At 40.8% G+C, this 26,990-nt stretch carries 27 protein-coding genes; 3 read left to right on the top strand and 24 right to left on the bottom strand.

From position 1 onward, the window contains the following. The first annotated feature begins 159 nt into the window (after positions 1–159). Positions 160–2,421 (top strand): bifunctional glutamate--cysteine ligase GshA/glutathione synthetase GshB, encoded by a 2,262-nt coding sequence (gene gshAB, locus H605_RS0111515; protein WP_029054357.1) that lies wholly within the window; start codon positions 160–162, stop codon positions 2,419–2,421. A gap of 140 nt (positions 2,422–2,561) precedes the next feature. Here gshAB and H605_RS0111520 read toward each other — a convergent pair whose 3' ends face one another. The 16 genes from H605_RS0111520 to rpsF form a co-directional block, all read right to left on the bottom strand. Next, positions 2,562–3,287, bottom strand: a complete 726-nt coding sequence (locus H605_RS0111520) for a 3-ketoacyl-ACP reductase (RefSeq protein WP_029054358.1) — start codon at positions 3,285–3,287, stop codon at positions 2,562–2,564. A gap of 417 nt (positions 3,288–3,704) precedes the next feature. Next, positions 3,705–4,571, bottom strand: a complete 867-nt coding sequence (locus tag H605_RS17790) for an ion transporter (protein ID WP_232321184.1) — start codon at positions 4,569–4,571, stop codon at positions 3,705–3,707. 174 nt (positions 4,572–4,745) lie between these two features. Beyond that, positions 4,746–5,225 (bottom strand): 23S rRNA (pseudouridine(1915)-N(3))-methyltransferase RlmH, encoded by a 480-nt coding sequence (rlmH, locus tag H605_RS0111530; protein WP_029054359.1) that lies wholly within the window; start codon positions 5,223–5,225, stop codon positions 4,746–4,748. A gap of 411 nt (positions 5,226–5,636) precedes the next feature. After that, positions 5,637–6,881 (bottom strand): S1C family serine protease, encoded by a 1,245-nt coding sequence (locus tag H605_RS0111535; protein WP_029054360.1) that lies wholly within the window; start codon positions 6,879–6,881, stop codon positions 5,637–5,639. Between the two features lie 106 nt (positions 6,882–6,987). Continuing rightward, positions 6,988–7,776 (bottom strand): MBL fold metallo-hydrolase, encoded by a 789-nt coding sequence (locus tag H605_RS0111540; protein WP_029054361.1) that lies wholly within the window; start codon positions 7,774–7,776, stop codon positions 6,988–6,990. An 11-nt stretch (positions 7,777–7,787) separates the two neighbouring features. Further along, positions 7,788–8,600, bottom strand: a complete 813-nt coding sequence (locus tag H605_RS0111545) for a two-component system regulatory protein YycI (RefSeq protein ID WP_029054362.1) — start codon at positions 8,598–8,600, stop codon at positions 7,788–7,790. Next, the gene (locus H605_RS0111550) at positions 8,587–9,915 is read right to left on the bottom strand and encodes a YycH family regulatory protein (protein WP_029054363.1); all 1,329 of its coding nucleotides are present in this window, start codon (positions 9,913–9,915) and stop codon (positions 8,587–8,589) included. Before H605_RS0111550 ends, H605_RS0111545 begins: the two co-directional genes overlap by 14 nt. Next, the gene (gene walK / locus H605_RS0111555) at positions 9,906–11,729 is read right to left on the bottom strand and encodes a cell wall metabolism sensor histidine kinase WalK (protein ID WP_029054364.1); all 1,824 of its coding nucleotides are present in this window, start codon (positions 11,727–11,729) and stop codon (positions 9,906–9,908) included. Before walK ends, H605_RS0111550 begins: the two co-directional genes overlap by 10 nt. 6 nt (positions 11,730–11,735) lie before the next feature. Next, positions 11,736–12,446, bottom strand: coding sequence for a response regulator YycF (gene yycF / locus H605_RS0111560; protein ID WP_029054365.1), 711 nt, complete (start codon positions 12,444–12,446; stop codon positions 11,736–11,738). Positions 12,447–12,725: 279 nt separating this feature from the next. Continuing rightward, a complete protein-coding gene (gene dnaB, locus H605_RS0111565; RefSeq protein WP_369823697.1) occupies positions 12,726–14,075 on the bottom strand; it encodes a replicative DNA helicase in 1,350 nt (449 codons plus the stop codon). A gap of 24 nt (positions 14,076–14,099) precedes the next feature. After that, positions 14,100–14,546, bottom strand: a complete 447-nt coding sequence (gene rplI, locus H605_RS0111570) for a 50S ribosomal protein L9 (RefSeq protein ID WP_029054367.1) — start codon at positions 14,544–14,546, stop codon at positions 14,100–14,102. Further along, positions 14,543–16,519, bottom strand: a complete 1,977-nt coding sequence (locus tag H605_RS0111575; RefSeq protein WP_029054368.1) for a DHH family phosphoesterase — start codon at positions 16,517–16,519, stop codon at positions 14,543–14,545. The genes rplI and H605_RS0111575 overlap by 4 nt, the downstream gene beginning before the upstream one ends. Before the next feature lie 11 nt (positions 16,520–16,530). Next, positions 16,531–17,469: a DUF2232 domain-containing protein gene (locus tag H605_RS0111580; protein WP_029054369.1), complete on the bottom strand. Its 939-nt coding sequence runs from the start codon at positions 17,467–17,469 to the stop codon at positions 16,531–16,533. Positions 17,470–17,721: 252 nt separating this feature from the next. Further along, on the bottom strand, positions 17,722–17,958 hold the full coding sequence (rpsR, locus tag H605_RS0111585; protein WP_029054370.1) for a 30S ribosomal protein S18: 237 nt from the start codon (positions 17,956–17,958) through the stop codon (positions 17,722–17,724). Positions 17,959–18,003: 45 nt separating this feature from the next. Then, a complete protein-coding gene (ssb, locus tag H605_RS0111590; protein WP_029054371.1) occupies positions 18,004–18,525 on the bottom strand; it encodes a single-stranded DNA-binding protein in 522 nt (173 codons plus the stop codon). 48 nt (positions 18,526–18,573) lie between these two features. Beyond that, entirely contained in the window at positions 18,574–18,861 is a 288-nt protein-coding gene (gene rpsF / locus H605_RS0111595; RefSeq protein ID WP_029054372.1) for a 30S ribosomal protein S6, read from the bottom strand. Positions 18,862–19,016: 155 nt separating this feature from the next. Here rpsF and H605_RS0111600 point away from each other — a divergent pair, with 155 nt between their 5' ends. Next, positions 19,017–19,559: a DUF3267 domain-containing protein gene (locus H605_RS0111600; RefSeq protein WP_029054373.1), complete on the top strand. Its 543-nt coding sequence runs from the start codon at positions 19,017–19,019 to the stop codon at positions 19,557–19,559. Positions 19,560–19,782: 223 nt separating this feature from the next. Here the strand turns inward: H605_RS0111600 and ychF are convergent, their stop codons facing one another. From ychF to H605_RS0111615, 3 genes are all read right to left on the bottom strand, one after another. Further along, positions 19,783–20,883 (bottom strand): redox-regulated ATPase YchF, encoded by a 1,101-nt coding sequence (gene ychF, locus H605_RS0111605; protein ID WP_029054374.1) that lies wholly within the window; start codon positions 20,881–20,883, stop codon positions 19,783–19,785. A gap of 94 nt (positions 20,884–20,977) precedes the next feature. Continuing rightward, on the bottom strand, positions 20,978–21,175 hold the full coding sequence (locus H605_RS0111610; RefSeq protein ID WP_029054375.1) for a DUF951 domain-containing protein: 198 nt from the start codon (positions 21,173–21,175) through the stop codon (positions 20,978–20,980). Beyond that, on the bottom strand, positions 21,156–22,094 hold the full coding sequence (locus H605_RS0111615) for a mechanosensitive ion channel family protein (RefSeq protein ID WP_051210565.1): 939 nt from the start codon (positions 22,092–22,094) through the stop codon (positions 21,156–21,158). The genes H605_RS0111610 and H605_RS0111615 overlap by 20 nt, the downstream gene beginning before the upstream one ends. Before the next feature lie 113 nt (positions 22,095–22,207). On the opposite strand from H605_RS0111615, the gene yyaC reads away from it, so the two are divergent. After that, positions 22,208–22,849 (top strand): spore protease YyaC, encoded by a 642-nt coding sequence (gene yyaC / locus H605_RS0111620; RefSeq protein WP_029054377.1) that lies wholly within the window; start codon positions 22,208–22,210, stop codon positions 22,847–22,849. On the opposite strand, the gene H605_RS0111625 is transcribed toward yyaC, so the two are convergent. The 5 genes from H605_RS0111625 to rsmG all read right to left on the bottom strand — a co-directional run bounded on the left by H605_RS0111625 (position 22,760) and on the right by rsmG (position 26,989). Further along, positions 22,760–23,464, bottom strand: a complete 705-nt coding sequence (locus H605_RS0111625) for a DUF554 domain-containing protein (protein WP_029054378.1) — start codon at positions 23,462–23,464, stop codon at positions 22,760–22,762. The two genes, yyaC and H605_RS0111625, sit on opposite strands and share 90 nt — an antisense overlap. A gap of 71 nt (positions 23,465–23,535) precedes the next feature. Next, entirely contained in the window at positions 23,536–24,369 is an 834-nt protein-coding gene (locus H605_RS0111630; protein ID WP_029054379.1) for a ParB/RepB/Spo0J family partition protein, read from the bottom strand. After that, positions 24,362–25,123: a ParA family protein gene (locus tag H605_RS0111635; protein ID WP_029054380.1), complete on the bottom strand. Its 762-nt coding sequence runs from the start codon at positions 25,121–25,123 to the stop codon at positions 24,362–24,364. The genes H605_RS0111630 and H605_RS0111635 overlap by 8 nt, the downstream gene beginning before the upstream one ends. Positions 25,124–25,317: 194 nt before the next feature. Further along, positions 25,318–26,190, bottom strand: a complete 873-nt coding sequence (gene noc, locus H605_RS0111640; RefSeq protein WP_029054381.1) for a nucleoid occlusion protein — start codon at positions 26,188–26,190, stop codon at positions 25,318–25,320. Between the two features lie 76 nt (positions 26,191–26,266). Continuing rightward, on the bottom strand, positions 26,267–26,989 hold the full coding sequence (gene rsmG, locus H605_RS0111645) for a 16S rRNA (guanine(527)-N(7))-methyltransferase RsmG (RefSeq protein WP_029054382.1): 723 nt from the start codon (positions 26,987–26,989) through the stop codon (positions 26,267–26,269). Between the last annotated feature and the right edge of the window lies 1 nt (position 26,990).

Here is a 26,990-nt window from a genome sequence, read left to right on the forward strand (position 1 = left end):
TTTCCCTGCAGCATCTATCAACAGTGCCTGTCGCTATTTTATTTACCTACATTCCGAATGTCCACATTGCTTATAATGTGGATGTTTTTGTTTTTTAGAGTATATGAATTAAGATAGAAGGAACGTATTAAAATCTTTTACATAGGAGGGACAGTTACGATGGATCTAAAGAAAATGTTAGCCGATGAACGTGTGAAGCCGTATGTTCTAAAAGCTCGGTATGGTATTGAAAAAGAAGGCCAACGCGTGGATCTTGCGGGAAATTTAGCGACGACGGATCACCCTACAAGCATTGGAATGGCAGATGAACATCCGTATATTCAGCGCGACTTCTCGGAAACGCAAATGGAATTGATCACGCCTGTCCTGAACACACGGGACGAATTATTTAATTATTTATCGGCTATCCATGATGTGGCATACCGCTCCATGGGCAAAGGTGAAATGCTATGGCCTTTAAGCATGCCACCTGCACTTCCTGAAAAAGAGGAAGACATCATAATTGCGAAACTGGATAACTTTGAAAATGTTCTCTATCGACGCTCTTTGGCTAATTCATACGGTCGCCGGAAACAAATGATTTGTGGCATTCATTTTAACTTTGAATTCAGTGATGAATTGATCGAGAAACTATTTAATTTACAGTCCGAAATCGACAATTATCAATACTTCAAAACAAACATTTACTTAAAACTTACTAGAAATTATTTATACTACCGCTGGCTCGTGACGTACTTTTATGGTGCCTCCCCTACCAGTAATGAGAACTTCTACGGATGTGATGATCAGCCTAATGAACCGGTTAGAAGTATTCGAAGCAGCAGATTTGGCTATGTGAATCACGATGATGTGAAAGTTTCATTCAGCTCGATAGAGAGGTATATTGAAGATTTATCTTGTGTTGTAAATAGAGGTTTGCTTGTGGAAGAAAAAGAATTCTATACCGCTATGCGCTTACGTGGAAGCGAGCGCGTAGAGAAATTCTTGACCGAGGGCGTCCGTTATGTAGAATTACGAAATATTGATTTAAATCCTTTTGAGACGAATGGAATTAGTTATGAACAAGTGGAATTCCTGCACATTTTCTCACTGTATCTTCTGCAGAAAGATGAACATCCAGAAAGTGATGAGTATGGAAAAGTCGGCGATGCACGTAATGATGTAGTTGCCCTTGAGCATCCATTGTCACATACAGCGTTTGAAGCAGAAGCTTACGAGCTAGTTGAAGGTATGGAAAAGTTGGCTAAGGAATTGGACTTCCCTGTTTCTGACTCGTTATTTAGCAATTTGAGAGCTATGCTAGAAGATCCTTCGAAGACATTAGCTGGCAGACTGTATACGGATAGTAAAAAAAGTAGTCAAAGCCAGGTAGCTATAGAAATTGCAAAAGAAACCCACGCGAATCTATGGGAAAAACCGTATGAGTTAACGGGCTTTACCGATATGGAATTGTCTACGCAGATTCTCATGTTTGATGCATTTCAGCAAGGCATCAAAGTAGAAATTTTAGACCGTCAAGATCAGTTCTTAAAGCTGAAATTACGAGAACATGTAGAGTTCGTCAAGAACGGTAACATGACGAGTAAAGATACGTATGTCTCTACTTTAATTATGGAAAATAAAACGGTAACGAAGAAAATTCTTCACCAAGAAGGCTATCGTGTACCAGGCGGTGACGAGTTCAGTAATATTGAAGATGCATTGCGTGCCTTTGATATGTTTGCTAAGACACCTTTCGTTGTGAAGCCAAAAACAACGAACTATGGAATAGGCATATCCATCTTTAAAGATGGTGCCAGTTATGAGGACTATGAGAAAGCGATCACACTCGCATTCGACGAAGACTCGTCTGTCTTGGTAGAAGAGTTCCTAGACGGCACAGAGTACCGTTTCTTCGTATTACACGATAAAGTACTTGCGATCATGTTGCGCGTGCCTGCAAACGTCACAGGCGACGGCACACACACGATTAAGGAACTCGTTGAAGAAAAAAACCGAGATCCACTAAGAGGTACAGACCACCGCACGCCATTAGAACTTATTCAACTGGGCGAACTAGAGGTTCTTATGCTAAAAGGTCAAGGTTATCAACTAGATTCGATTCCCAAAGACGGCGAAATCGTCTACTTGCGTGAGAATTCCAACGTCAGTACTGGTGGAGACTCGATTGATGTCACTGATCAGTTTACCGACGATTATAAAAAGATTGCAGTAGATGCAGTAGCCGCTCTAGGCGCAAAAATTAGCGGTATCGATTTGATTATTGAGGACCTTGATGTGCCAGCAGCAAATCCAGGCGCCTATGGCATCATTGAAGCAAACTTTAACCCGTCGATGTATATGCATATTTACCCTTATAAAGGTGAATCACGTCGAGTGACGACGGATATTTTACATTACTTATTCCCTGAACTTCTATAAAGTATTTTTATGCAATTAGTAAAAGTGGTTGCATGGTAACTACGCATGAATAATAAAAATCTATGTTGCACCACTAAAACAAGCCTACCCAGTTTATATCTGGATAGGCTTGTTTATGCTTAATCAAGTTAGTAAATAAATTAAAATGGATTAGTCGCAATGAAACTTGCTGTTTTCACATAAACACGTCGATTTAATTTTAATTGATTTACAATAACTTCAGCAATGTCTTCCGATTGAATCAGTTTAGAGTCATCATTTTCTTTAATCAGATTTAAATCTAACGCTAAATCCGTCGCTACAGTACTTGGTGTTAGAGCCGAAACACGTATATTATTTCGACGTACTTCCTGTGCTAATGATTCCGTAAAGCCAATTACCGCAAACTTCGATGCACTGTACGCACTTGAAGTAGCCGCACCATTCAATCCATTTGTCGATGAAATATTAATGATGTCACCTGCATTTTTCTCGACTAACTGCGGTAATACGGCGCGTGTCACATAATATGTACCCATCAAGTTGACATCTACTATGCTCTTCCATTCCTCTGGGTCCATCTCCAAAACAGTACCGAATGAAGCAATGCCCGCATTATTAATTAAAATGTCAGCAGTTCCTAACTCTTGAGTTAATGATGCAATGGCTTCTTCAACTTGCTCTTTAGATGAAACATCAGCTGTTGCATAAGCGACTTTCACACCATAACTTTCAATATCAGCCGCTACTTCTTTTAAAGCAGATTCCGTTCTTGCAAGTAATCCAATATGGACTCCCTCTTTTGCTAAGTGAAGTGCCGTTGCTTTCCCTATTCCTCGTGCTGCGCCAGTAACAAATGCTATTTTTCCAGTTAATGATTGTGCCATTTTTAAAAGACCCCTTTCAAGCGTTATATGTTTTCTCTTTTAGTATAACCGTTGAAAAGATCCTTAGCGTGGATGGATGCTTGTATAGCTATTTTGTAAAGTTAACTACTATTCTACTCATAGTTCCTTTAGTCATTTTTAACGAAACAAAGAAGGCTCACTTCTATGGATTTTGTCAAGTGCGGAAGGGTAAACGTAAATAGAATCAAACTCATATCGGAAGAAGTTCTGATGAATATTATTTTTAATCATCTCTCTTATATATGCACCTATCCGAACTACAAAATTATTAAAGTGTTTATTTAACAGCTCAATTCCTTTATCCGTATCCTTTACTCTTTTTACATACAAAGAATCCCGTTTGATCCTGTACGGTTCAGGATCAAACGGGATTCCATTATTACAAACGACCAAGGTTCATTGTTTTAGATTATTCTCTTGTTCAAGGTCATTTGTTTTATGATGACTATCAAGAAGAATTTGTTTGATTTCTTGTATATCTCTTTTTACTTCTGAATTTTCTCTAAGTAGACGTTCCATTTGTTTCTCTCGCTCATGTTCATCATCCTGGCCCAAATAGCTTAGAATGACAGCAACGACAAGATTTAAGATGACTAAAGCACCTATAATGATAAAAGATACAAAATAAGCCCAAGCCCACGGAACCTCATTAATAATCGGTCGGGCAACTTGACTGGCCCATGATTCAAACGTTACAACCTGCAATAGTGTGAACAATGCTGTATGAAAACTACCGAAAAATTCATAGGGAAGCACTTCACTAAAAAATGTCGTTCCAATAATCGCATAAATAGAAAAAATTAAAAACGATAATCCTAAAATTCCTGTTAATGCAGGTAGGGATTTCATTAATGAGTCAATAATTTTTCGCAATGCTGGAATGGCCGGTATTAATCTAATTAAGCGCAACACTCTAATTAACCTTAGTATACTGACAAATGGTGTTGCGTAAAATATCAAACTCGCGACAACAATGATAAAATCAAATATGTTCCATCGATCTGAAAAATACCCTTTAAGTCCGTAGCCGACTAATTTTAATATTACCTCTAAGGCAAAGATCCACACAATGATTAGATCAAGAGCTAGTAATACGGAGTTTCCAGCAAAGTAAGTCTCACTAACGATAATTAGTCCATTTATCAGTATAAGACTAATAATAACTGGCTGAAAGTATTTGTGCATTACCAACTTAGTAATCAAGTCTCTTAAAGACCCTCTACCATTCCACTCTTTATTGTTTTTAAATTTTGTTTGCGGCAATCTAAATTTCCTTTCATTAATTAATTAAATCGTTACTAGTATAACAGGTTCTTGCGTAATTAATTTACTCTGGAAGATAATTTATTCAATAATTTTGATGACAAACTGATAAAGAGGACACAAAATGAGGCACGATGGAAACGGCAAACTAGATTCCGCTTATAAAAACCTCACCTACTTATGATAAGGCTCTCCCTTAATAATCCGAAATCCACGATAAATCTGCTCCACCAACACCAACTTCATCAACTGATGCGGAAATGTCATCTTAGAAAACGATAACTTCTCATTCGAACGCTGCAGCACACTACTATGTAAACCCAGTGATCCGCCAATAACAAACACAATCTTGCTTTTACCATATGTCATCAACGAATCGATACTAGCTGCAAATTCCTCAGAAGTTTTCATTTTCCCGTCGATTGCTAGTGCAATGACATGCGCGTCTGGTGCAATTTTCGCCAGAATTCGATCGGCTTCTTTCTTTTTAACGATTTCCATGTCGGCTTCGCTTAGTGTTTCAGGTGCTTTTTCGTCCGCCACTTCGATTAATTGCATTTTTGCATAGCTGTTCAGACGTTTTGTATACTCTTCTATTCCTTGTTTCAAATACTTCTCTTTTAACTTACCCACGGTCACAATTGATATATTCACAGTTTATCCACTCGCCCTCTAAATGTTATACACAATACTTATGCACATATCCACAACTCTATCTACATATTGTGTCCGATTATTTGTTCTGTACTACATGTCAATTTCTCTGATTAGTGTATCATACGAATGTGGATAACTTTTTATTCGTTTTGTAATTTGAATAGAATTATCTAATTCCCATAAAAAATGAAAATACTCCAACCTATTGACCTGTAAGGGATTAACACTTGTCACTTTAATTTTATTTAGTTTTTTCCGAGCATTTTCTTTTACACAATATTATACACATTATTTAGATTTTATCCACAATTGGATAACTTCATAAAAAAATCAGGCATCATAGCGCATTTTCGCTAGATGCCTGATGTGGGCGGAAAGTTGTTCACTATGTGGACAATGTACTTTTTCTTAGAATGTGTTTCCGTCTTTCAATACCATTTCCAAGTCTACTTTCTTTCCATCCCGATAGACTGTAATTTTCAATGAATCGCCAATTTCTTTTTTATTATACAAATACTTACGTAGACTGACCATATCTGTCACTTTCTCTTCATCCAACTGGACGATTATATCATACTTCTTCACGCCTGCTTCTAATGCGGATGAATTTGATATGACATCCGTAACGACGACGCCTTCCGTTACTTCTTCAGGCAAGTTCAACGTCTGTTGCTGTTGCTGAATGGGAATCTGTTGAAGATCAAGTAACGATACGCCCATTGTTGGACGATTTACTTGTCCTGTTTCTTCTAAGTGTTCAATAATTGGTAATGCAATATTGATTGGGATCGCCAATCCGATTCCTTCTACTGTTGCTTCAGAGATCTTCATGGAGTTGATCCCGATCAATTGACCTGCCATGTTGATTAATGCACCACCGGAGTTCCCGGGATTGATTGCTGCATCTGTCTGCAAGACGTCTGCTTGCCAATCGATATTCCCATCTTTGTTTAAGTCCATTGGTATGGAGCGATCTTTACCTGAAATTACACCTACTGTGACGGACCCTGCAAAGCCAAGTCCTAATGGGTTACCGATTGCAATAACTGATTCTCCACGTTTTAACGCATCTGAATCACCGAATTCTACCACTGTATCAACGTGTTCTGCATCAATTTCGACTACAGCCAAGTCCGTCCATAGGTCACTGCCGATTAATTTCCCTTCAACTTTAGTACCATCATCAAAACTAATTTCAAGTTGTTCGGAATTTTCTACGACGTGGTGATTGGTGACGATATATGCTTTGTCGCCTTCTTTTTTATATAGGACACCAGAACCTGATCCGGCTTCTTGAGTAGATGTTGTGGAAGACCAGAAGTCTTGGACTGTCTGGATATTTGTAATACCAACAACGGCATTTGCGACGTCACCTACAACATCGGTAATTTCGCTTGAGATATCCATTGATACTTGGGCATGTTCCGAGTTGGTTTTGTCTTCTGGTTGTTTAGGTGTTGCAACATCGTCATTACTTGATGAGCCAGTTGCGTACATCATGACTAAAAATACGATTAAACCACCCAACAATGCGCCAAGTAAGCCGGGCCAAAAACTACCTCTACGTTTTGTGTTTCGTTTTGGTTCTACCGGCGGAATTGGTTGTTGCCATTCCGTTTCTTCTTTTCTTTCTTCTCTTCTTTCATCATCCATTCGCATTTCCTCCTTATTAGAAAGTAATCCTACATGTACTGTACCCCAATAACTCTTTGAAAATGCAAAAAGCCTCACTAATTTAGCAAGGCTTTTCGCAAGTACTTCAGACTAGCACAAGCTCTGTAGATTCTGATGCATCCGTATCATGCAAATGAACAAATTCTCCTGCACGAATACCGCAATCTTCGAGGGTTTGTGCTACGCTCATGCGCGCCAAGTCTTTCATATTATTATCTAAGCTAAGATGGGCTAAATAAATATGAGCTTCTTTTTGAGCTACTACTTCACTCATTGCGACGGCTGCATCTTCGTTCGATACGTGGCCCACGTCACTTAGTATACGACGTTTGATGGACCATGGATAACGTCCCATTTGTAGCATGCTAACGTCGTGATTGCTTTCGAATACAAAGCTGTCAGCTCCGTGGATATGACCCTTCATACGGTCACTGACGTAGCCTGTGTCCGTAATAATCGCCAGTTTACGGTCACCTTCATTGAATGTATAGAACATTGGGTCTGCTGCGTCATGGGATACAGCAAATGACTGGATATCCAGTGATCCAAATGTTTTCACCGTTTCCATGTCGAAGTGGAAACGCTGATCAACGGGAATCTCTCCTACAAGTCCGTCCATCGCCTGCCACGTTTTGGCGTTGGCATAGATGGGTGTTTTATACTTCCGGGCCAGTACACCGATCCCTTTAATATGATCACTGTGTTCATGTGTGACGAAAATGCCGTCAATTTGTTTCATTGAGCGATTGATCGATCCGAGCAAACCTTCAATTTTCTTACCGCTCATGCCGGCATCTACGAGAAAAGCATGCTCATCTGTCTCTATATATAGCGAGTTGCCTGTACTGCCACTCGCCAAAATGCTAAATCGCATGTGGAAAACTCCTATTCTATTGGTTCTTCTAATATATCCGATTGGAACTCGATGATTTTTCCTTCAATCGCATTGATGAAGTAATGTTCTATCGTTCCATCCTTCAATTTTACCTGAACATTCCACGTCGGTGCAAATACTTGAGTTTCTGTCAGCTGAACGAGTGTTGAATAACCTGATTTCACCTGCATGACAGTAGAACCCGATTTCAAATAACCTCGTGTAACAAGTGAAGAGACTGCGTCGTCTTGCGAAAGTAAGTCTTTCTTATGATTAAAGCTTAAGAACTCATCGAGCATACTTTGTTCGTAATGCGTAACTTCTCCATCCTCGTTCCAGTGCAAGATCAGCATGGCGTTGGAACTATAGAAGATGGTTTCATTTTTTACTCTTTGGAAAAATACAGCGCTCTGCTCATCTTCGTCCACATCCCAAAGCACGTAATCTTCACCATTGAGCACATACTTCTTTAAGAACTCGTCAAAATTATATTCGTCTTTTCCATCAATTACTTTTACAGCCTTTTTCATATGGGACAGTAATCGTGATTGTTCGATCAAAACAAATGATTGGTCACTTAACTCATCCAACTTTTCATTGGAAAAGGTGGCAATATGAGCTGACAAATATGAAACATCTTTTTTATTAAAAGGAATGGGCTCATACGTAATATTCTCTAGCGCCAATGTTTCTTCCACGGATGCTTTCCCGAGAATCTGCATATTTCCGACACCCATTTGCCTATCTAAATAGAGCCAATACAAGAAGACATTTAGAATGGAAAAGACGATGATGAAGATCGTTTTGGTTCTATTCCAATCCAATCTTGTCACCTCCTTGCAATTCTTCTGGAGCGAAGCGTAACCAGTTACCTTTAATAAGGTAATACCAGCAAGGTTGCAAAATAATTAATTTGCGTTCCACATCACGGATCATATAATATCCCGGAGTGATTTCCTCTATCAAATCGAAGTCTAACTCTTCTGATTCACGTAAAGCCTCCGCCACTTCCACTCCTGAAGGCAACGTTTCTTCTACTGGTTCAATATTCACATCCAATGTGTAATACGGACGTATATATTTGAATACGCGTTGATTTCCCCACGTCTCCGTTATTTCACTAGTACCTGATTGATCACTAAAGACGGGCAAGCCATCGACATATAGTTGGAACCGAACATAACGAGATATCGGATTCATATAAGCGTAGCGGTACTCATCCGTCCAGCCGCCATGCTCATTGATAAAATCAATAGTATTTAACAATAATTCTGATGGTATTGCTATCTCCTGACTTTCCACTGCAGGCATGACATAATTCAACCTTTTAATCTCGGTATCGACATTCATGAAAGCATGGTCGTCTCCATATTCTTCATGCGTTGAATCCACTAGATTACGTCGTACGGCATTCGGATCACTGAACAACGCATCACGGAAGCGTAATGGATTGATTTCTTCCTGATAATACGTATTACGCATAACAGTTATAGGATCTTTTGGTACGGCAAGAAATGGTGCATTGCCACGATCGATTTCCGCATACTCGTCGAATGATTGACCGACATCTACTACGTTGCGCAGAAAACTTGTTTTATTCGGTAATGTCACTTGCATCTGGTAATGTAGGCCGCTCATTTCACTCAGTAAATGAATGACTGGCGCTTGTGTGGATTGACCCCAGTCAATGACTAGACGATTAAAAGTGGCTTCCGGAATATTCACGTCGTCGACTAGTAATACATTGTCATAAACGAGCATAGGTACTTCCCCAGTAAAGTAGAATGTCATTTGGCTTGGTTGCCGTAAGATTTTTGCAATATCAAACTTATTCATGTCTTGACTTACCAAATGTAGATCAGATAAATCCCAAGTATTCATTTCTGTCAGAATCCTATCGACCTTTTCAGTATCCGTAGAGCCCAGTACCTGATCTTTTAAATTAGTAATAATTTTATACGGCTTAATGATTTCATCGATTGCTTTCTTTTCAGAAATAGAAATATCGACAGTCTGTAGTTGTTCCATTGGTTCGTAATTCGGCGAATAGTTCCAAACCGCTAATGTGAATAGCACACTCAGCGAGACGAGCAACAACAATACGATGGATTTAATTGTTTCAATATATTTCAATCCCACTCACCGTCCTCTTGTTGTTCAAATGGTAGCTTGAAGAAGATTGTCGTTCCTGTTCCTTCTTCACTCTGTGCCCATATCTCTCCTTTATGCGCTACAATCATTTCTTTAGCAATTGCGAGGCCGAGGCCGGTACCACCGAGGGCACGAGAACGGGCTCTGTCTGCACGATAGAAACGATCGAATATTCGATTGACATTGGATTTTGGAATACCCATCCCATCGTCGGAAATCATCACTTTAATATAATCACCTGAAACTGTTACACCGAAGCGAATTTCTCCGCCATCCGGTGAATACTTTAAGGCGTTGGAAATAATATTGTCTAGTACTTGCGTGAGTTTGTCGGTATCGATCTCCACGAATAGACTGCTTGAATACAAATTTCGTGTGAAGCGTACATTTTGCGACTTTGAAAATTCAAAGCGCTCGATAACTGCATTGAAGAACCGGTTAAATTCTACCCATTCCTTATTTAATTCATATTCTTTGCTGTCCATACGTGAAAGTTTCAGTAAGTCATTCACGAGACGAATCATTCGCTCGGTTTCATTTTGCGTAACATGTAAGAAATTTGGAGCAATATCTTCATTCCGCCAAGCCCCTTCTGCCAATGCATCGAGATAACTGCGCATCGTAGTGAGCGGTGTACGCAATTCATGTGAAACATTCGATACGAACTCTCGACGTTCCATATCAATCTTTTCTTGCTCCGTATTGTCATGTAATACAACGATCAAGCCTTTTACGAAGCCTGTTTCACGCTGGGTAACGGAAATTGTAGCACGTAAAATATATGCTTGATCTTCTGTACTGAAGTCCAGTGGTATCGATTCTTTCATTTGGATTAGTTCTTCAAACGTATATTCATCGTCTATACCCAGAATACTGGCGATAGGTCGATTAATGACGAGGTCGTTTGTTACACCGAGCATTTGTAGGGCAGAGTCGTTAATTAAGCTAACTCGTCCTTTTCGGTCAGTCGAAATGACACCGTCCGTCATATTTTCTAGAACTGAGGCCAACTTTCGCCTTTCACTCTCAGTAGTGGACTGAGATTCTTGCAGCTGGTTGGTTAAGTGATTGAATGCGATGGCCAGCTGACCCATCTCATCTGTTCCGTACACTTTAACCTTTCGGGTGAAGTTCCCTTTTGCCATCGCCTGTGCTTGTCGCCGCATGTCTGAAATTGGCCGGGTAAATGCCCTGGCAATGAAAATTCCAACTATTATTGTAATGGTTAGGGAGACAGCCGCCGCCCCTGCCAATATTCGATTAATTTCTTCAATTTGCTGGAAAACGGATTCAATATTGGCTTCTACATAGAGCGATCCTATAATTTCATTGCCGTTAAAAATCGGTTTGGCTAAGGAAAGCACACGATTATGAGATTGCGGATCAATCGTCACGACATCTTTCATCGCTTTTGATGTAATAGACTTTCGCACATTATCATTGGTCGAATGTTGACCTACCCTCATCTGATTATCAAATGAAGATGTAGCCAAAATACGATATTTAGAATTTATAACCCGTATTTCAATAATGTCGTCTGAAGTGAACTCGAACAAGACATTTTTTAAGCTTTGTTCCAGCGTGGGATCACTGTCTTTACGTTTTTTTAATACTTCTTCCCGTACACTGAACTCGACTAAATTCATTCGGTCTACAATCGAACTCGTAAAGTTATCTTTTAATGTTTGTTCCAGTTCACGAGCAAAATACAGCCCAATAATCTGCATGGACACAAGTATAAGCAAGACATAGATCAAGACAAACTTGACTTGAATCGACCGGAAAAAACCTACCTTATGCATAGTGGCCTACTCCTGTTCCGGATCCCGCAAGTAATAACCTACGCCACGTCTTGTGACGATCCAGCTCGGATGGCTCGGCGTGTCTTCAATCTTTTCACGAAGACGTCGAATCGTTACATCGACTGTTCGTACATCACCAAAATAATCATAGCCCCATACAGTTTGCAGCAAATGCTCACGTGTCATCACCTGACCGATATGTTTTGCTAGGTAATACAGTAGTTCGAATTCACGATGCGTCAGTTCAATTGTAACTCCACGCTTTTGAACATAGTAAGCATCGGGTTGAATAACTAGTTGTCCGACCGTAATATCATTCGTTTCTTCTTCCTGATCTTCCGCTATAGTTCTCGCGTGACGACGCAGATTGGCTTTGACCCGGGCAATTAATTCTCTTGTTCCAAATGGCTTTGTAACATAATCATCTGCGCCAAGTTCAAGCCCTAAGACCTTATCAATTTCTGAATCTTTCGCTGTCAGCATAATAATGGGGAAATCGTACTTTTTTCGTACTTCTCTACAGACTTCCATACCGTCGCGTTTAGGAAGCATGATATCAAGAAGCATGATGTCCGGCTGAATTTCTTCTACACGGTTGATTGCATCTTCACCGTCGTATGCGCAAAAGACGTTGAAGCCCTCCTTTTTCAAATTAAATTCTATGATGTCTGCGATGGGTTTCTCATCGTCTACAATAAATACAGTTTTATTTTGCATGTTTTGTTCCTTTCTCACCATAATTGGCGATCAAATTTTTAAGCTATGTTCTTGTTCCACGACTAAATTTGGCAATGTAAACTTGTGTGGTACATAAAACGCTAATCTAAATTTTCTATGGTCACAGCCTGATTCTAAAGCTGAAATATATTATTCCATATCTTCTAACTCTATCACGATTTGTGTAAAATCGCACTTTTTCAGGCGGGGATCACTTGCGTGGAACAATGAAAAAACAGCGCGTCCTCTTCTACAATCACAGAAGAAAGGCGCGCTGTTTTATTCGTAAGACGGAGGGGATTCGTGCTGGCTCCAGTCGATATTGAGGAATTTGTTGTATTCTTTTGCAAATGCCAAGGTTACGGTACCGGTTGGGCCGTTACGTTGCTTGGCAATAATGATCTCAATCATGTTTTGCATTTCAGTTTCTTTGTCGTAGTAATCTTCCCGATAGAGGAAGGAAACGATATCGGCGTCTTGCTCAATACTCCCTGATTCCCGAAGATCGGACATCATTGGGCGCTTATCTTGTCGTTGCTCTACGCCACGTGAAAGCTGGGATAGTGCAATGACTGGTATTTTTAATTCACGCGCCAAGGCTTTTAGTGATCGAGAGATCTCAGATACTTCTTGCTGACGGTTATCACTGCCGCGTCCGCTTCCCATGATTAGCTGCAAATAGTCAATCATGATCATTCCAAGACCATGTTCTTGTTGAAGTCGTCTGCATTTTGAACGTATTTCATTGATACGAATACCTGGACTGTCATCGATGAAGATTCCCGCATTTGATAACGAGCCCATCGCCATCGTCAGCTTGCGCCAATCGTCCGCTTCAAGATTCCCTGTACGTAGCACTTGCGCATCAATATTCCCTTCCGCACAGAGCATACGCATGACAAGTTGTTCTGCACCCATCTCGAGACTAAAAATCGCAACATTTTCATCTGTCTTCGTTGCCACGTTTTGCGCTACGTTTAATGCAAATGCAGTCTTACCGACAGAAGGACGAGCCGCCACAATAATCAAATCATTACGTTGGAAGCCTGCCGTGATCTGATCCAAGTCACGGAACCCGGTAGGTATACCTGTTACATCACCTTTACGTGTATGCAATAATTCAATATTGTCATACGTCTCCACTAATACATCTTTAATATGACGGAAGTCACCAGCATTTTTTCGATTGGATACTTCCATCATCTTTTTTTCGGCTTCACCAAGTAAGGCTTCTACTTCATCTTCTCGTGTGTAGCCGTCTTCCACAATGTCAGTTGCAACGCGGATCAATCTGCGCAATAAAGCTTTTTCTTCTACGATATTTGCGTAATAAACAATGTTTGCAGCAGTTGGTACCGCGTTGGCAAGCTCTGTGATATACGAAATGCCCCCGACGTCTTCAAGCTCATTTTTCACTTTGAGCTCTTCGGCGATGGTTACCAAATCGACTGGCTGACCTCTGTCATTTAGTACAAGCATGGTTTCGAAAATCTTTTTATGTGCGACCCGATAGAAATCTTCCGGCAACAATATTTCAGATGCGGTAATCAGTGCTTGTGGTTCTAAAAATATTGCACCAAGGACCGACTGCTCTGCTTCGTTGTTATGCGGAGGTGTGCGCTCGATCATCTGGTTCAAGCTATTATCTCCTTATCATTCTTCTGTAACATGCACTTTAAGTGTAGCTGTTACATCAGGGTGTAATTTGATCGGAACATTTGTAAAACCAAGTGCACGAATTGGCTCTGGTAATTCCATCTTGCGACGATCTACTTTAATTTTATTTTGCTTTTCTAGTGCTTGTCCGATTTGCTTGGACGTAATAGAACCAAAGAGACGGCCGTCTTCACCAGTTTTCGCTTGTAGCTCTACAGTCAACTTTTCAACTTGCTCTTTTAATTCTTTCGCTTCTGCCAATTCTGCAGCCGCATCTTTCTTCTGGCGTTCCTTCTGACCTTGCAACTTACTTAAATTACCTGGAGTTGCTTCAACTGCTACATTGTTTTTCAACAAATAGTTTTGTGCATATCCAGTTGAAACCTCTTTTACTTCACCTTTTTTGCCTTTACCTTTGACATCCTTTAAAAAAATAACTTTCATCCTTCATTTCCCCTCTCTACATATTGATCTAGTACGTCCTTTAACATCGTGATTGCTTCATCCATCGTATCAACCTGTAATTGGCAAGCGGAATTTGTTAAATGACCGCCACCGCCCAACTCTTCCATAACGACTTGAACATTCAATTCGCCCAGTGAGCGGGCGCTAATACCCATTTTTCCATCATCACGCTTTGCGACGACGAATGAAGCGGAAATACCTTGCATCGTCAGCAGGATATCAGCTGTCTGCGCGATCAGCACAGAGCTGTGAACTACTTCATCCTGCCCTCTTGCAATCGCAATATCGCCATTGCCCACAAATTCTACAGTCTCAATTAGTTTTGAACGTTCAATATATGTCGTAATATCTTCTTTCAACAAACGCTGCACTAGCACGGTATCGGCGCCATTCGTTCGCAAATAGGAAGCCGCTTCGAATGTACGAGAACCTGTCCTGAGTGTAAAGCTTTTCGTATCTACTACAATACCTGCTAGCATCGCCGTCGATTCCAGCATGGTCAGCTTCTCGTTCTTTGGCTGATACTCCAGTAATTCCGTTACCAGTTCCGCCGTCGAAGATGCATATGGTTCCATGTAGACAAGCACAGTATTATTAATGAACTCTTCTCCCCGTCTATGGTGGTCAATTAATACAACCTTCGGTGCCTTGTCCAACACGCGCTCATCTATAACCATGCTCGGCTTATGCGTATCTACAATCACGACCAATGAACGCTCCGTCATCAATTCCAACGCTTCTTCAGGCATCAGCATGTGATCATATAATTCTTCATCTTGCTGCACTTCATCCATCAAACGGCTGACACTAGCATCGAGCTGATCAAAATTAACGACGACATAGCCTTCAACACCATTCATTCTTGCCATTTTACGTACACCAATCGATGCACCAATCGCATCCATGTCAGGCATTTTGTGACCCATGACGAACACGCGGTCACTATCTTGGATTAAGTCACGCAACGCGTGTGAAATGACTCGTGCACGCACCCGTGTACGTTTTTCAACAGGATTTGTCTTACCACCGTAGAATTTCAGCTTCCCATCATGGTGTTTGATCGCTACTTGATCACCGCCACGTCCGAGAACTAAATCCAAGCTCGACTGTGCTAGCTCACCAAGCTCTGTAAGCGATGTAGTACCTGTCCCTACCCCAATGCTCAATGTAAGTGATACGCTGTGTTTAGATGTGTTCTCGCGGATCGTATCGAGCAATGCAAACTTAGTCTTCTCCAATAATGCCAGTGTACCTTCATTGAAAACGGCCAAGAAACGCTCAGAAGAAATTCGTTTTACAAAGATCCCATATTCATCTGCCCATTGATTGACCAATGAGGTAACAAGTGAGTTCATCTGGCTTCGTGTCTGATCGTCCATTGTCTGGGATAGCTCGTCATAGTTATCGACCAATAAAATCCCAATCGTCGTTCGATCAGCGTAGTAAAGGGATTGCATCTTTATACGTTCTGTTACGTCAAATAAATAGATCAACTTCTCTTCTGGTTTGTAGTACACACGATACGAGCGATCATTCAATACAATGACATCTTGCTCACTGTCTTCTCTAATTACTTGACGAAATGCTTCACTCATTTCGTAGAGCTGTGACCCAATCCAAGTCTTGTCAGGATAAATCGTGCTTACGAATGGATTGATCCATTCAATTAACTGCTTATCATTCAGCAAGATAATCCCAATTGGTAATTCCAGTAGCGCTTCTTCTCCAACCCTTTTCATTCGATAGGATAGGGTTTCAATATATTTCTCTGTTTCCAAGTAGTTATCATTCTCTACTTTCCAAGCGATGCCTAGTGCAAGCGCATAAGCGACGGCAAAAAGCAGTCCAACCCAAAAGTTCAATAGCATTAGTAGTACGGAACCTACCGCTCCAAGTAGAGACAAGACTGCTAATGGAATTCGTATCTTTCGTTTTTTATAAAATAAATTCAATGTCTCATCTCCTACGCTCTCTTGTCTTTATCTATCCATGTACGAATGTTAATGGCGATATCCAAAACACCCAGCATTACGGTAAAGGGACTGAGGAACATGGCGAATAATGTAGCTAGCACGTTGACGATCATTGGAAGCTTCATCTTGCGCAATGCATAATAAATTAACGCCAAACCTTGTAAGAAGAATAAGAATCTAAAGATGAGAATGGCATTTGCCTCCATTAGATAAAACGTTGTGCCCTGTTCCGGCTGCGATAAAATAGATATCAACAGCAATGCCAGATAGGCTAATACCGTTGCAAACGGAAGACGCATAGTAAGAAAGGAAGCAAACTTGGGAACTTCAAATCGCAAACGTGTTGCGACCGCCAAAATGGGCATAACGAACAGGTAGGCTGTTACAAAAACAGATAAGATGAACAGGGAAGGCACAATGGTTTGGTAATACGTAAATGCCTCTGCCACGGTTCGTTCTATGTCTCTTGTTGAATTTCCCATTCCTGTTAGAATCACAAGTGCTTCTTGCTGTATAGCTGAAAATTGTTGCATCAACTGTTCAATCGGATTAATTTTCATGAACCACACAGTACCAAGATACAATAGACTCAATGAAATGAGCAATGTGACACCTGTTGCCATATATACATAAAGTTTCGTCTTGCCAGTTCGTACAGTATCACCGATAACGAATCCCACTGCACTCAATACAACCGCTGCTGGGATGGATAGCAGACCGCCAATCAATAAAGTGATTAGCCATGTACACATCGCGACCATCAGTGTAGAGATCCGGTCATAACGTAAACGATAAATTGTAATGGGCAATGGAACGAGCAACAATGTCAATAAGCCGAGTAATGGTACGTATAAAGTCATTGCCAGTAATATGGCGAAGAGTGCGACCATCATGGCACCGTACGTAATTCTACTTGCTTGATCTTGCATATCTACGCCTCAATTCATTCACTGCTTCTTTTGCCGCCTATCGTTAATAAGGAGACAAAGTGTTGTATACCTTAATTCATATAAAGCTACAATCATCCTTCTAATTGTATCACGATTCGACGTGAAATCAAAAATACAGGCAGTTACAGTTCCCAGTAAAGTGGATACGCAACATGCCCACAAATATCAGGTTTTCGATACAAATAAAAAACCGCCACTGACTGATTAATTCAGTCAGTGGCGGTTTATATATTACCGCTCTTCAGATACGAACGGAAGAAGTGCCATGATGCGTGCACGTTTGATTGCGACCGTCAATTTACGTTGGTATTTAGCGCTTGTACCCGTAACTCGACGAGGCAACATCTTTCCGCGCTCAGAGATAAACTTCTTCAACAAATCTACATCTTTATAGTCGATGTGAGTAATGTGGTTAGAAGTGAAATAGCAAACCTTACGGCGTTTGCGACCTCCACGACGTGGTGCCATAATTGTTGTCCTCCTTCCTATTTACGTATCAAGTGAACCGTTCGATCAGAATGGCAAGTCGTCATCTGTTACTTCAATCGGACCGCCGCCTGGCTGGAATGGATCATTATCGACACGTGTCATATTTTGCTGATTCGGTTGGTAGGATTGCTGGTTATTGTATCCTTGTCCCTGGTTTTGAGAAGGTGCATTATAAGAAGGCGCTCCACCACCATAAGATGGTGTTTGCTGACGTTCTGTATTAGCATTTCTTGGTTCCAGGAATTGAGTACTATCCGCAACAACTTCTGTCGTGTAAACACGCTTACCGTCTTGGCCTTCGAAGCTGCCCGTCTGTATACGACCATCCACTCCGGCTAGACTTCCTTTTCGTAAATAATTCGCGATATTCTCAGCCTGTTTACGCCAAGCTACACACGTGATGAAATCCGCTTCCCGTTCTCCCTGGGCATTAGCGAACGCACGGTTCACTGCCAGTGTAAAACGTGTTACTGCAATTCCAGTTTGTGTATATTTCAGCTCAGGATCTTTTGTTAATCGGCCAACTAAAACGACACGGTTTATCATTCAGAATCAAACCTCCCTCATCATAAATTTAATAAATTTTATATCAGATTACGCATCTACACGAATTGTCATATGACGAATGATACCTTCGTTGATGTTCGCTAGACGTGTAAATTCATCGATTGCTTCAGCACCAGCGTTAGCAGTTACTAATTGGTAGTAGCCTTCACGTAAGTCGTCGATTTCGTAAGCAAGACGACGCTTGCCCCACTCTTTCGACTCGATGATTTCCGCTCCGTTTGAAGTTAGGACAGTATCAAAGCGTTCAATCAACGCCTTTTTCGCGTCATCTTCAAGAGTTGGGCGCATAATGTACATAATTTCGTACTTTCTCATCAATAGTCACCTCCTTATGGACTTGGGCCCTACTTTTACAAGTGGGCAAGGAGTAAGTAAATTTAATATTACTCACATCAGTACATACTATCACATCACAATTGGAATATCAACCTTCAATATACTATACTGAATGAATTAAGGAGTGATTTCACATGGAAGAACAACAGCCTGTAATTGTAGAGCTCAATTTACAGAAAATAGCGAAGCAAAGTCTATGGCTCACTTTCTTACCGCTTATAGCACTTTTAATAATTCGTGGTCTGTTACAAGGTGGACTCTTTATGTCATTTTCAGTGTGGTATGTTGTTTATGCTTTGGTTGGATATATTTTATTAATTGTTATACATGAGTTTTTTCATTTGCTAGGTTTTCGTATGTTTTGTCATGTGCCGTGGAAGAACATGGCGTATGGTGTCAATTTGAAGATGGGTGTTGCGTACGCTACCGCCGATCAGTTGATGGACAATAAGGGTATTCGCAAAGCGTTATTGCTGCCCTTTTGGATGACAGGTGTGTTGCCTGCCGTTCTTGCGTTGTATTTCAATGATGGTGTGTTGTTACTGTTAGGTGCGATGCTGATTGGCGGTGCGGCTGGAGATTTTGCTATGTATAAGGAGTTAAAGAAGTTTCCGGATGATGCAATGGTGAAGGATGATCCCGAGTTGCCTAAGTTGTATATTTATCCTGCTGAATGAAGTGGTTAGGCTTGCAATGGGATAGGTATGGGGATTTGCGCTTCGGAGGGGACGCTTTCCGAATAAGCGTTAGACACGCCTATCGGAAAGTGTACCCGGCTGGAGTTGCACCCCCCTTGTACTCACTATATTACTAAGTCTTACATCGCCTTTGCAGGTCTTAAACTAAAACCATTTAAAACATAAAAAAGCTGATTCTCACTTGGAGGATCAGCTTTTTGTATTATACGTTGAAACGGAATAGCATGACGTCGCCGTCTTTAACGACGTATTCTTTACCTTCCAAACGAACTTTACCCGCTTCTTTTGCTGCTGTCATGGAACCGTGCTCGACCAAGTCATCGTATGCTACTGTCTCTGCACGGATGAATCCGCGTTCGAAGTCAGTATGGATTACTCCAGCACATTGTGGTGCTTTCATGCCCTTACGGAACGTCCATGCACGAACTTCTTGTACGCCCGCTGTGAAGTATGTAGCAAATCCAAGTAGGTTGTACGTCGCTTTAATCAACTGATCAAGACCGGATTCTTTAATGCCAAGCTCTTCAAGGAACATTTCTTTCTCTTCATCTTCAAGCTCAGCCATCTCTTCTTCAATCTTTGCACAAACTACGATTACTTCTGCATTGTCCTTCTCTGCAAAGTCACGAACTTGTTGTACATAGGGGTTATTATCTGCGTCTGCAATTTCATCTTCTGAAACGTTTGCTACATATAACATTGGTTTGATCGTCAGTAAGTGCATGCCTTTGACGACTTGTAGCTCATCATCTGTCAATTCAACAGAACGCGCTGCCATGGCATTTTCAAATGCATCACGTAATTTCAGTAGAATGGGCTCTTCTGCCATTGCTTCCTTATCTTTTTGCTTCGCCATTTTGGAAACGCGAGCCAAACGCTTATCTACACTTTCCATATCCGCTAAAATCAATTCCAAATTAATGACTTCAATATCATCGATTGGATTTACTTTCCCTGACACGTGTGTAATGTTTTCATCCACGAAACAACGAACTACCTGACAAATTGCGTCTACTTCACGAATATGTGAAAGGAACTTGTTGCCTAGACCTTCGCCTTTACTTGCACCTTCTACAATCCCTGCAATATCAGTGAATTCAAATGCAGTTGGCACGGTCTTTTTCGGTGTGACGAGCTCAGTCAATTTGTCTAAACGCTCATCTGGTACTTCAACTATTCCTACGTTCGGGTCAATCGTACAGAACGGATAGTTCGCCGCCTCTGCTCCTGCTTTTGTTATTGCATTAAATAATGTTGATTTCCCCACGTTCGGAAGACCTACAATCCCAGCTGTTAACGCCATTATTCCCACACCTTTCTTATCTATCCAAAGCTTACATTATTCGTTAGTCAACCACTTCATTATAAGGACAATACGGTAGATTGTCCATGTGTTCTCAAGACTCGTTCTTCACTAGAATCTTTTTCATCTTCTTAGAAAATTCATTACGCGGAATCATGACACTGTGTCCACAGCCTTCACATTTAATTCGAATATCAGCGCCCATTCGGATGATTTTCCAAGCATTTGTGCCACAAGGGTGCTGTTTTTTCATCTCCACTACGTCATGCAAATTAAACTCTTTGTCCGCCATCATCTGAATCCCCTTCCTTATGTTCTTCACGTATCACCATTCGTGGATAAGGCATTTCAATTCCATTCACATCCATGAATTTTTTTAAGTCTTGTCGTAATTTACGACCTACACTAAAGTTAGCAACCGGTTCAGTTTCTGCGGCAATGCGTAGCAAGATTCTTGACGGTTCGATACTTTGTACACCCAACACTTCCGGTACTCCAATAACTTCTGAATAGCGTTCTCTCGGTAACTTCCCAAGGAATCCCTTGATTAATTCCTCTGCGTGGTCAATATCCGTTTCGTAAGATAGAGCTAAATCAAGCAAAACCATGGAATTCGTGACAGAGTAATTGATGACTTCACCTATTTGACCGTTAGGTACTGTATACAACTCGCCGCCGTACAATGCGATTTTCGTTGTGCGAAGCCCGATTTCCATAACCGTTCCTTCACCCGAATTAATACGCACATAATCCCCGACTCCAAACTGATCTTCAAAAATGATGAAAAACCCAGAAATGACGTCCTTCACTAAACTCTGGGCTCCAAAACCGACAGCTAGACCTAGCACACCCGCACCTGCAAGAAGGCCTTTTACATCTATTTCAAACTCTGTCAAAACTGCTAGTATAGCGGAAAAATAGACGATATACTTCAATGCATTTTCCAAAAGCTTAATCATAGTCTTCTCACGTCGTTCTGTTTTACGCATCGGACTTTTTAGCTTAATGGCAAAAAATCGGCGAATCAATACTTGTCCGGCTTTTACGACGATACCTGCCACGACAATTATTAAAATGATGCGAATAGCAAAGAATCCGGTACCGAGCCAAAATTCCGCGTCAAATAGAGTTTCTTTTACCTGTTGAACTGCTTCGTCTAGAACTTCTAGGTTTTCTTTCACTTCTTCTTTTGTAGCAGAAGTTGATGCCATTGAAAGAAATCCTCCTTTCGTATAAACCCTTACCCCTCAGGATATACTGCACAGCAATACGTGCGCAGTATAAATTTCAGCGTAAATATATCACAAAGGACTGGTGTCTCCCTATGTATACAGCCGAACCCTCTTCTTATCATTACCGTATTTCTAGTAAAGAAACCGGTGTCGTGTGGAAATTAAGTTCTTATTTCATGCAACATATCCCTTTTAAACAACAACCAATTATTTTTTATTGCATCGGAACCGATCGTTCTACTGGCGACTCACTCGGTCCTTTGACGGGCTCCTACTTGTCGGAGCTAAGTCTATTCCCTTATACAGTAGTCGGCACGTTACAAGAGCCGCTGCACGCTCTTAATCTACAACAACGGATTGAACTCACGAAATCATTATATCCCGATGCATTTGTAGTGGCGATCGATGCCTGCCTGAGTAAAAAGGACGCAGTTGGTGACCTATTGTTTCATAGCGGTCCGATTGCACCAGGTAAAGCAGTAGGTAAAGAACTCCCCCTAGTTGGTGATGTATCTGTCAAAGGAATCGTCAATGTCGGCGGCTTCATGGAGCAAGCCGTTTTACAAAGCACTCGTCTTCATCTACCGTTCGAAATGAGTCGTATGATTGGTAGAGCCTTACAATTAGCACATCATCGTCAGCCTTCAAAAAGCATATACAATCGTTACGATGACCGCAACTACCGCAATACCTGGGATAAAATTGGCTACCCGTATTTTCGTCAAGCCGATTAGATTTAATCCGATTGCCGCAATCATCAAGCCGCCTGTAGCTGTCATTTCAGAAATGAACAACTTCATTAATTCATCTGGGACAAACCGACTGAGGATGGTGGCAAGAAAGGTTATACTTCCTTGGTAAATCAGTAGAGGGATAGCTGCAAACGCTACACCAATGCCTAATGTAGAACTAAAGATAATTGAAGTGAAACCATCTAATATCCCTTTCATTATTAAAACGTTGTGGTCGTTGCGGAGACCACTATCAATAGCACCGATAATTGCCATGGATCCTACGCAAAAAAACAACGTAGCTGTAACGAATCCTTGCGCAATTCCCGGTCCTTCCTTTTTAGCCGGTAACTTTCTTTCAATCCATCGTCCCAATTGATTAACCTTTTGATCGAGGTCAATCCATTCGCCGAGGATTGCGCCTATCACAATACTAAGAATCACAATGACAATTTGTGTTGTTTCAAATGTCATTTGTAAACCGATTGCTACTACGGCCATTCCAATTCCATACATGATGGTTTCTTTCATTCGTTCCGGTATTCCGTATAAAAACCTTCCGATTAATGTACCTATTATAATCGTTAATACATTAAACAGTGAACCAAACAATATCATGTAGTCACGTCCAAGTTCTTTTCAAGAATAAAACCTATTTTGCAATGAAAGCAAAATAGGTTTGTGTATCATCACTCAGCGTTCAATAATTCAAGAATACGTTCAAAGTCTTCATCCGAATGAAACTCGATTTCGATTTTACCTTTTCTCTTCGTTTTCTTGATCGTTACTTTTGTACCGAATTGTTCACGTAGTGTGTTTTCCTGTGCTTCAATAAATATATCTTTTTTCTTTTCCTTCTTTGTTTCACGTGGAACATCTTCATTTAATTGTTGAACTAGTTTCTCTAATTGACGAACATTTAAACCTTCTGTCTTGGTCTTTTCGGCAATAGGTAAAATTTGTTCTTTTTTACGCAACCCGAGAAGTGTACGTCCATGTCCCATTGAAAGTATTCCATGGGAAATATCTTTTAACACTTTCTCAGGTAACGTCAGTAAACGAATGTGGTTGGCAATGTGCGGTCTACTCTTACCTAACCTAAAGGCAAGTTGTTCTTGTGTTAGCTTCAGACTTTCCATTAAGTTCTGATACGCCTCTGCTACTTCAATGGGAGATAAGTCTTCACGCTGCAAGTTTTCAAGAATAGCCATTTCCATTGATTGCTCATCTGTTAGATCACGTACAACTGCTGGTATTTCCTTTTTGCCTGCCAGTTCAGAAGCACGGAATCTTCTTTCCCCTACAACAATTTCATACTGTGTGCCTACACTTCGTACGATAATTGGTTGCAGAACACCGTGTTCCTTAATTGATTCGCTTAATTCATTTAACGACACTTCATCGAATTCTTTACGTGGCTGATATGGATTGACTTTAATGCTTTTCAGACGTAAAAGCTCTACCTTTTCCAATGTCTCACGAGGAAATAATGCATTAAGACCTTTACCTAGACCTTTACTCATTCTCCACCACTTCCTTTGCCAGCTCTGAATACACTTCCGCACCTTTGGATCGTGGATCATATAATATAATCGGCTTACCATGACTTGGTGCTTCACTTAAGCGAACGTTACGCGGAATGATTGTCTTATACACTTTATCTTGGAAGTATTTCTTTACTTCTTCAATAACTTGAATGCCTAGATTGGTCCTGGCGTCAAACATCGTCAATAATACGCCATCAATATAAAGTGCTTCATTCAAATGTTTTTGGACTAGACGAATCGTACTGAGCAATTGACTTAGTCCTTCAAGCGCATAGTATTCACACTGTACGGGAATAATAATTGAATCTGAAGCCGTCAATGCGTTCAACGTTAAAAGGCCAAGAGATGGAGGACAGTCGATAATGACATAGTCATAGTCATCTTTAATGTCTTGAATTGCGTGTTTCATGCGAACCTCACGTGATATCGTAGAGACGAGTTCAATTTCAGCTCCCGCAAGTGAAATGGTAGCAGGAACAATTTCAAGGTTTTCAATCTCCGTTGGTAGAATAACGTCACGTACTGGCACATCATCAATTAGCATATTATAAATACAATCTTGTACATCACCTTTGTTAACACCGACCCCACTCGTCGCATTTCCTTGCGGATCAGAATCAATTAAGAGCACTTTTTTGCCTAAATGGGCAAGGCATGCACTTAAGTTTACAGAAGTCGTCGTTTTACCGACTCCGCCTTTTTGATTAGCTATAGCAATAATCTTACCCACTCTTGCACCTGCTTTCTTTCCTATTTCGTTTATCTTACTAGTATACCAAAGTTTTACTTGTTGCTTCGTATGTTTGAAATGCCTGACAAAGAATATGTTCTATGTGGTCTACTTCAGTTTATCATCTTCACTGTACGAACTCTATTGATATATAAGAAAACTCTTGCTAGTAAATCAGCAAGAGTTTCCATTCGTCACTTTTTACATATTTTTACCGTAACCGTGTAGAATTCTTCAGAATCCACTTCCTCGGATGCTACTTCAATCCCACTCTTTGCAATCAGTGCAAGAGATTCTCGCAACGTGTTCACTGCAATACGAACATCCTTACTAACAGCTTTCTGTCGAGACCCGCGTCTTCTTGCAGGCTGCACTTTCTCAACTGATTCCGTTGGATACATGATTTCTTTAATTCTAGCTTCCAGATCTTTGACGTTATATTGATTCATTTTGATTTCTTCTAGTACTTTCAGCTGAAGAGAGGATTCTTTTAACGGTAATAATGCACGTGCATGACGTTCAGATATCTTCTTTTGTAAAATTGCTGTTTGAACGGGTTCAGGTAACTTCAACAATCGCATCTTATTCGCAATTGTGGACTGGCCTTTACCGAGCCGTTGCGCCAATGCTTCCTGCGTTAATTCATGTAGTTCTAGTAAACGTTCATAAGCATGCGCTTCTTCAATCGCCGTCAGTTCTTCACGCTGCAAGTTCTCGATTAAAGCAATTGAGGCTGTCTCTTTATCATCCAAGTTCCGCACAATTGCCGGTACTTCTGTCCAACCAAGCTTACGCATCGCTCGAAATCTTCGTTCCCCTGCGATAATTTCGTATGATCCGTCATCTTTTGTTCGAATGACAATGGGTTGAATAACACCGTGTGTATGAATGGTTCGAGCTAGTTCTTCAATTTTTTCTTCATGAAAAATTGTCCGTGGCTGATATTGATTCGGTGTAATCGAATCAATTGCAATTTGTGCTACCTTCTCCAGATGATGAACTTCTACTTCTTCTATCGTAGTCATCTTTTCTCCCCCACCAAAAAAACGCGAAAAAGTACTTTTCAACCTCTGCACCACCTTTTCGAAACTATTCCCTTTTTTCTCTTCTATACAATTGTTTCACGTGAAACATTTCCCACAATCAGTTTGCTGTAATCGGTGTTTTATTAGGTACGCCTGGTTTCCTCGGGTATTTCTTAGGTGTCTGCTTTTTCTTTTCAAATACAAAGATGTGACGTTCACTGTTTTCTTCCGGTAGTACGAATTCATGTTCATTCTGCAAAACTGCCCCTAGTAGTTTTACAGCACGAGTGGCGTCTTTCATTTCTTCAGATGCAGCTGCACCTTTCATAGAAACAAAAAGCCCTCCCTGTTTGGCAAGTGGAATGCAAAGTTCCGACAATACCGATAACCTTGCTACCGCACGTGCAGTCACTACATCAAACTGTTCACGGTACTTCGGGTTACGACCAAATTCTTCAGCTCTAGCATGGACGAATGCCACATTTTCAAACTTTAATTCACCCGCCAAATAATTTAAAAATGTAATACGTTTATTCAATGAATCTACAATCGTCACGTGGAGGTGCGGATAGATGATCTTCAACGGGATGCTTGGAAAACCTGCCCCGGCCCCTACGTCGCACACAGATTCATACTTTTTGAAGTCTACGTAAAATGCACTTGTAACGGAATCGTAGAAATGCTTTAAGTATACGGAAGGTGCATCCGTAATTGCCGTTAAGTTCATCTTTTCATTCCACTCGACGAGTACTTCAAAATAGCGTTTGAACTGTTGCTTCTGTGTATCGGACAACTCAAAGCCTTTCTCTTGCAGAGCTTCGTAAAACTGTTCTTCCGTCATG

Source organism: Sporosarcina ureae DSM 2281, from assembly GCF_000425545.1.
GTDB classification, from domain to species: domain Bacteria; phylum Bacillota; class Bacilli; order Bacillales_A; family Planococcaceae; genus Sporosarcina; species Sporosarcina ureae.

Bases quoted from the DNA above. Each gene is read 5' to 3' on its own strand.
- dnaB (WP_369823697.1), bottom strand. From the start codon at position 14,075: ATGATCGAGCGCACACCTCCGCATAACAACGAAGCAGAGCAGTCGGTC.
- gshAB (WP_029054357.1), top strand. From the start codon at position 160: ATGGATCTAAAGAAAATGTTAGCCGATGAACGTGTGAAGCCGTATGTT.
- H605_RS0111615 (WP_051210565.1), bottom strand. From the start codon at position 22,094: ATGGCATCAACTTCTGCTACAAAAGAAGAAGTGAAAGAAAACCTAGAA.
- yycF (WP_029054365.1), bottom strand. From the start codon at position 12,446: ATGCAAAATAAAACTGTATTTATTGTAGACGATGAGAAACCCATCGCA.
- rplI (WP_029054367.1), bottom strand. From the start codon at position 14,546: ATGAAAGTTATTTTTTTAAAGGATGTCAAAGGTAAAGGCAAAAAAGGT.
- rsmG (WP_029054382.1), bottom strand. From the start codon at position 26,989: ATGACGGAAGAACAGTTTTACGAAGCTCTGCAAGAGAAAGGCTTTGAG.
- H605_RS0111600 (WP_029054373.1), top strand. From the start codon at position 19,017: ATGGAAGAACAACAGCCTGTAATTGTAGAGCTCAATTTACAGAAAATA.
- H605_RS0111540 (WP_029054361.1), bottom strand. From the start codon at position 7,776: ATGCGATTTAGCATTTTGGCGAGTGGCAGTACAGGCAACTCGCTATAT.
- rpsR (WP_029054370.1), bottom strand. From the start codon at position 17,958: ATGGCACCACGTCGTGGAGGTCGCAAACGCCGTAAGGTTTGCTATTTC.
- H605_RS0111625 (WP_029054378.1), bottom strand. From the start codon at position 23,464: ATGATATTGTTTGGTTCACTGTTTAATGTATTAACGATTATAATAGGT.
- ssb (WP_029054371.1), bottom strand. From the start codon at position 18,525: ATGATAAACCGTGTCGTTTTAGTTGGCCGATTAACAAAAGATCCTGAG.
- H605_RS0111520 (WP_029054358.1), bottom strand. From the start codon at position 3,287: ATGGCACAATCATTAACTGGAAAAATAGCATTTGTTACTGGCGCAGCA.
- H605_RS0111630 (WP_029054379.1), bottom strand. From the start codon at position 24,369: ATGAGTAAAGGTCTAGGTAAAGGTCTTAATGCATTATTTCCTCGTGAG.
- walK (WP_029054364.1), bottom strand. From the start codon at position 11,729: ATGCATAAGGTAGGTTTTTTCCGGTCGATTCAAGTCAAGTTTGTCTTG.
- H605_RS0111580 (WP_029054369.1), bottom strand. From the start codon at position 17,469: ATGCAAGATCAAGCAAGTAGAATTACGTACGGTGCCATGATGGTCGCA.
- ychF (WP_029054374.1), bottom strand. From the start codon at position 20,883: ATGGCGTTAACAGCTGGGATTGTAGGTCTTCCGAACGTGGGGAAATCA.
- rpsF (WP_029054372.1), bottom strand. From the start codon at position 18,861: ATGAGAAAGTACGAAATTATGTACATTATGCGCCCAACTCTTGAAGAT.
- H605_RS0111535 (WP_029054360.1), bottom strand. From the start codon at position 6,881: ATGGATGATGAAAGAAGAGAAGAAAGAAAAGAAGAAACGGAATGGCAA.
- H605_RS0111610 (WP_029054375.1), bottom strand. From the start codon at position 21,175: ATGGCGGACAAAGAGTTTAATTTGCATGACGTAGTGGAGATGAAAAAA.
- yyaC (WP_029054377.1), top strand. From the start codon at position 22,208: ATGTATACAGCCGAACCCTCTTCTTATCATTACCGTATTTCTAGTAAA.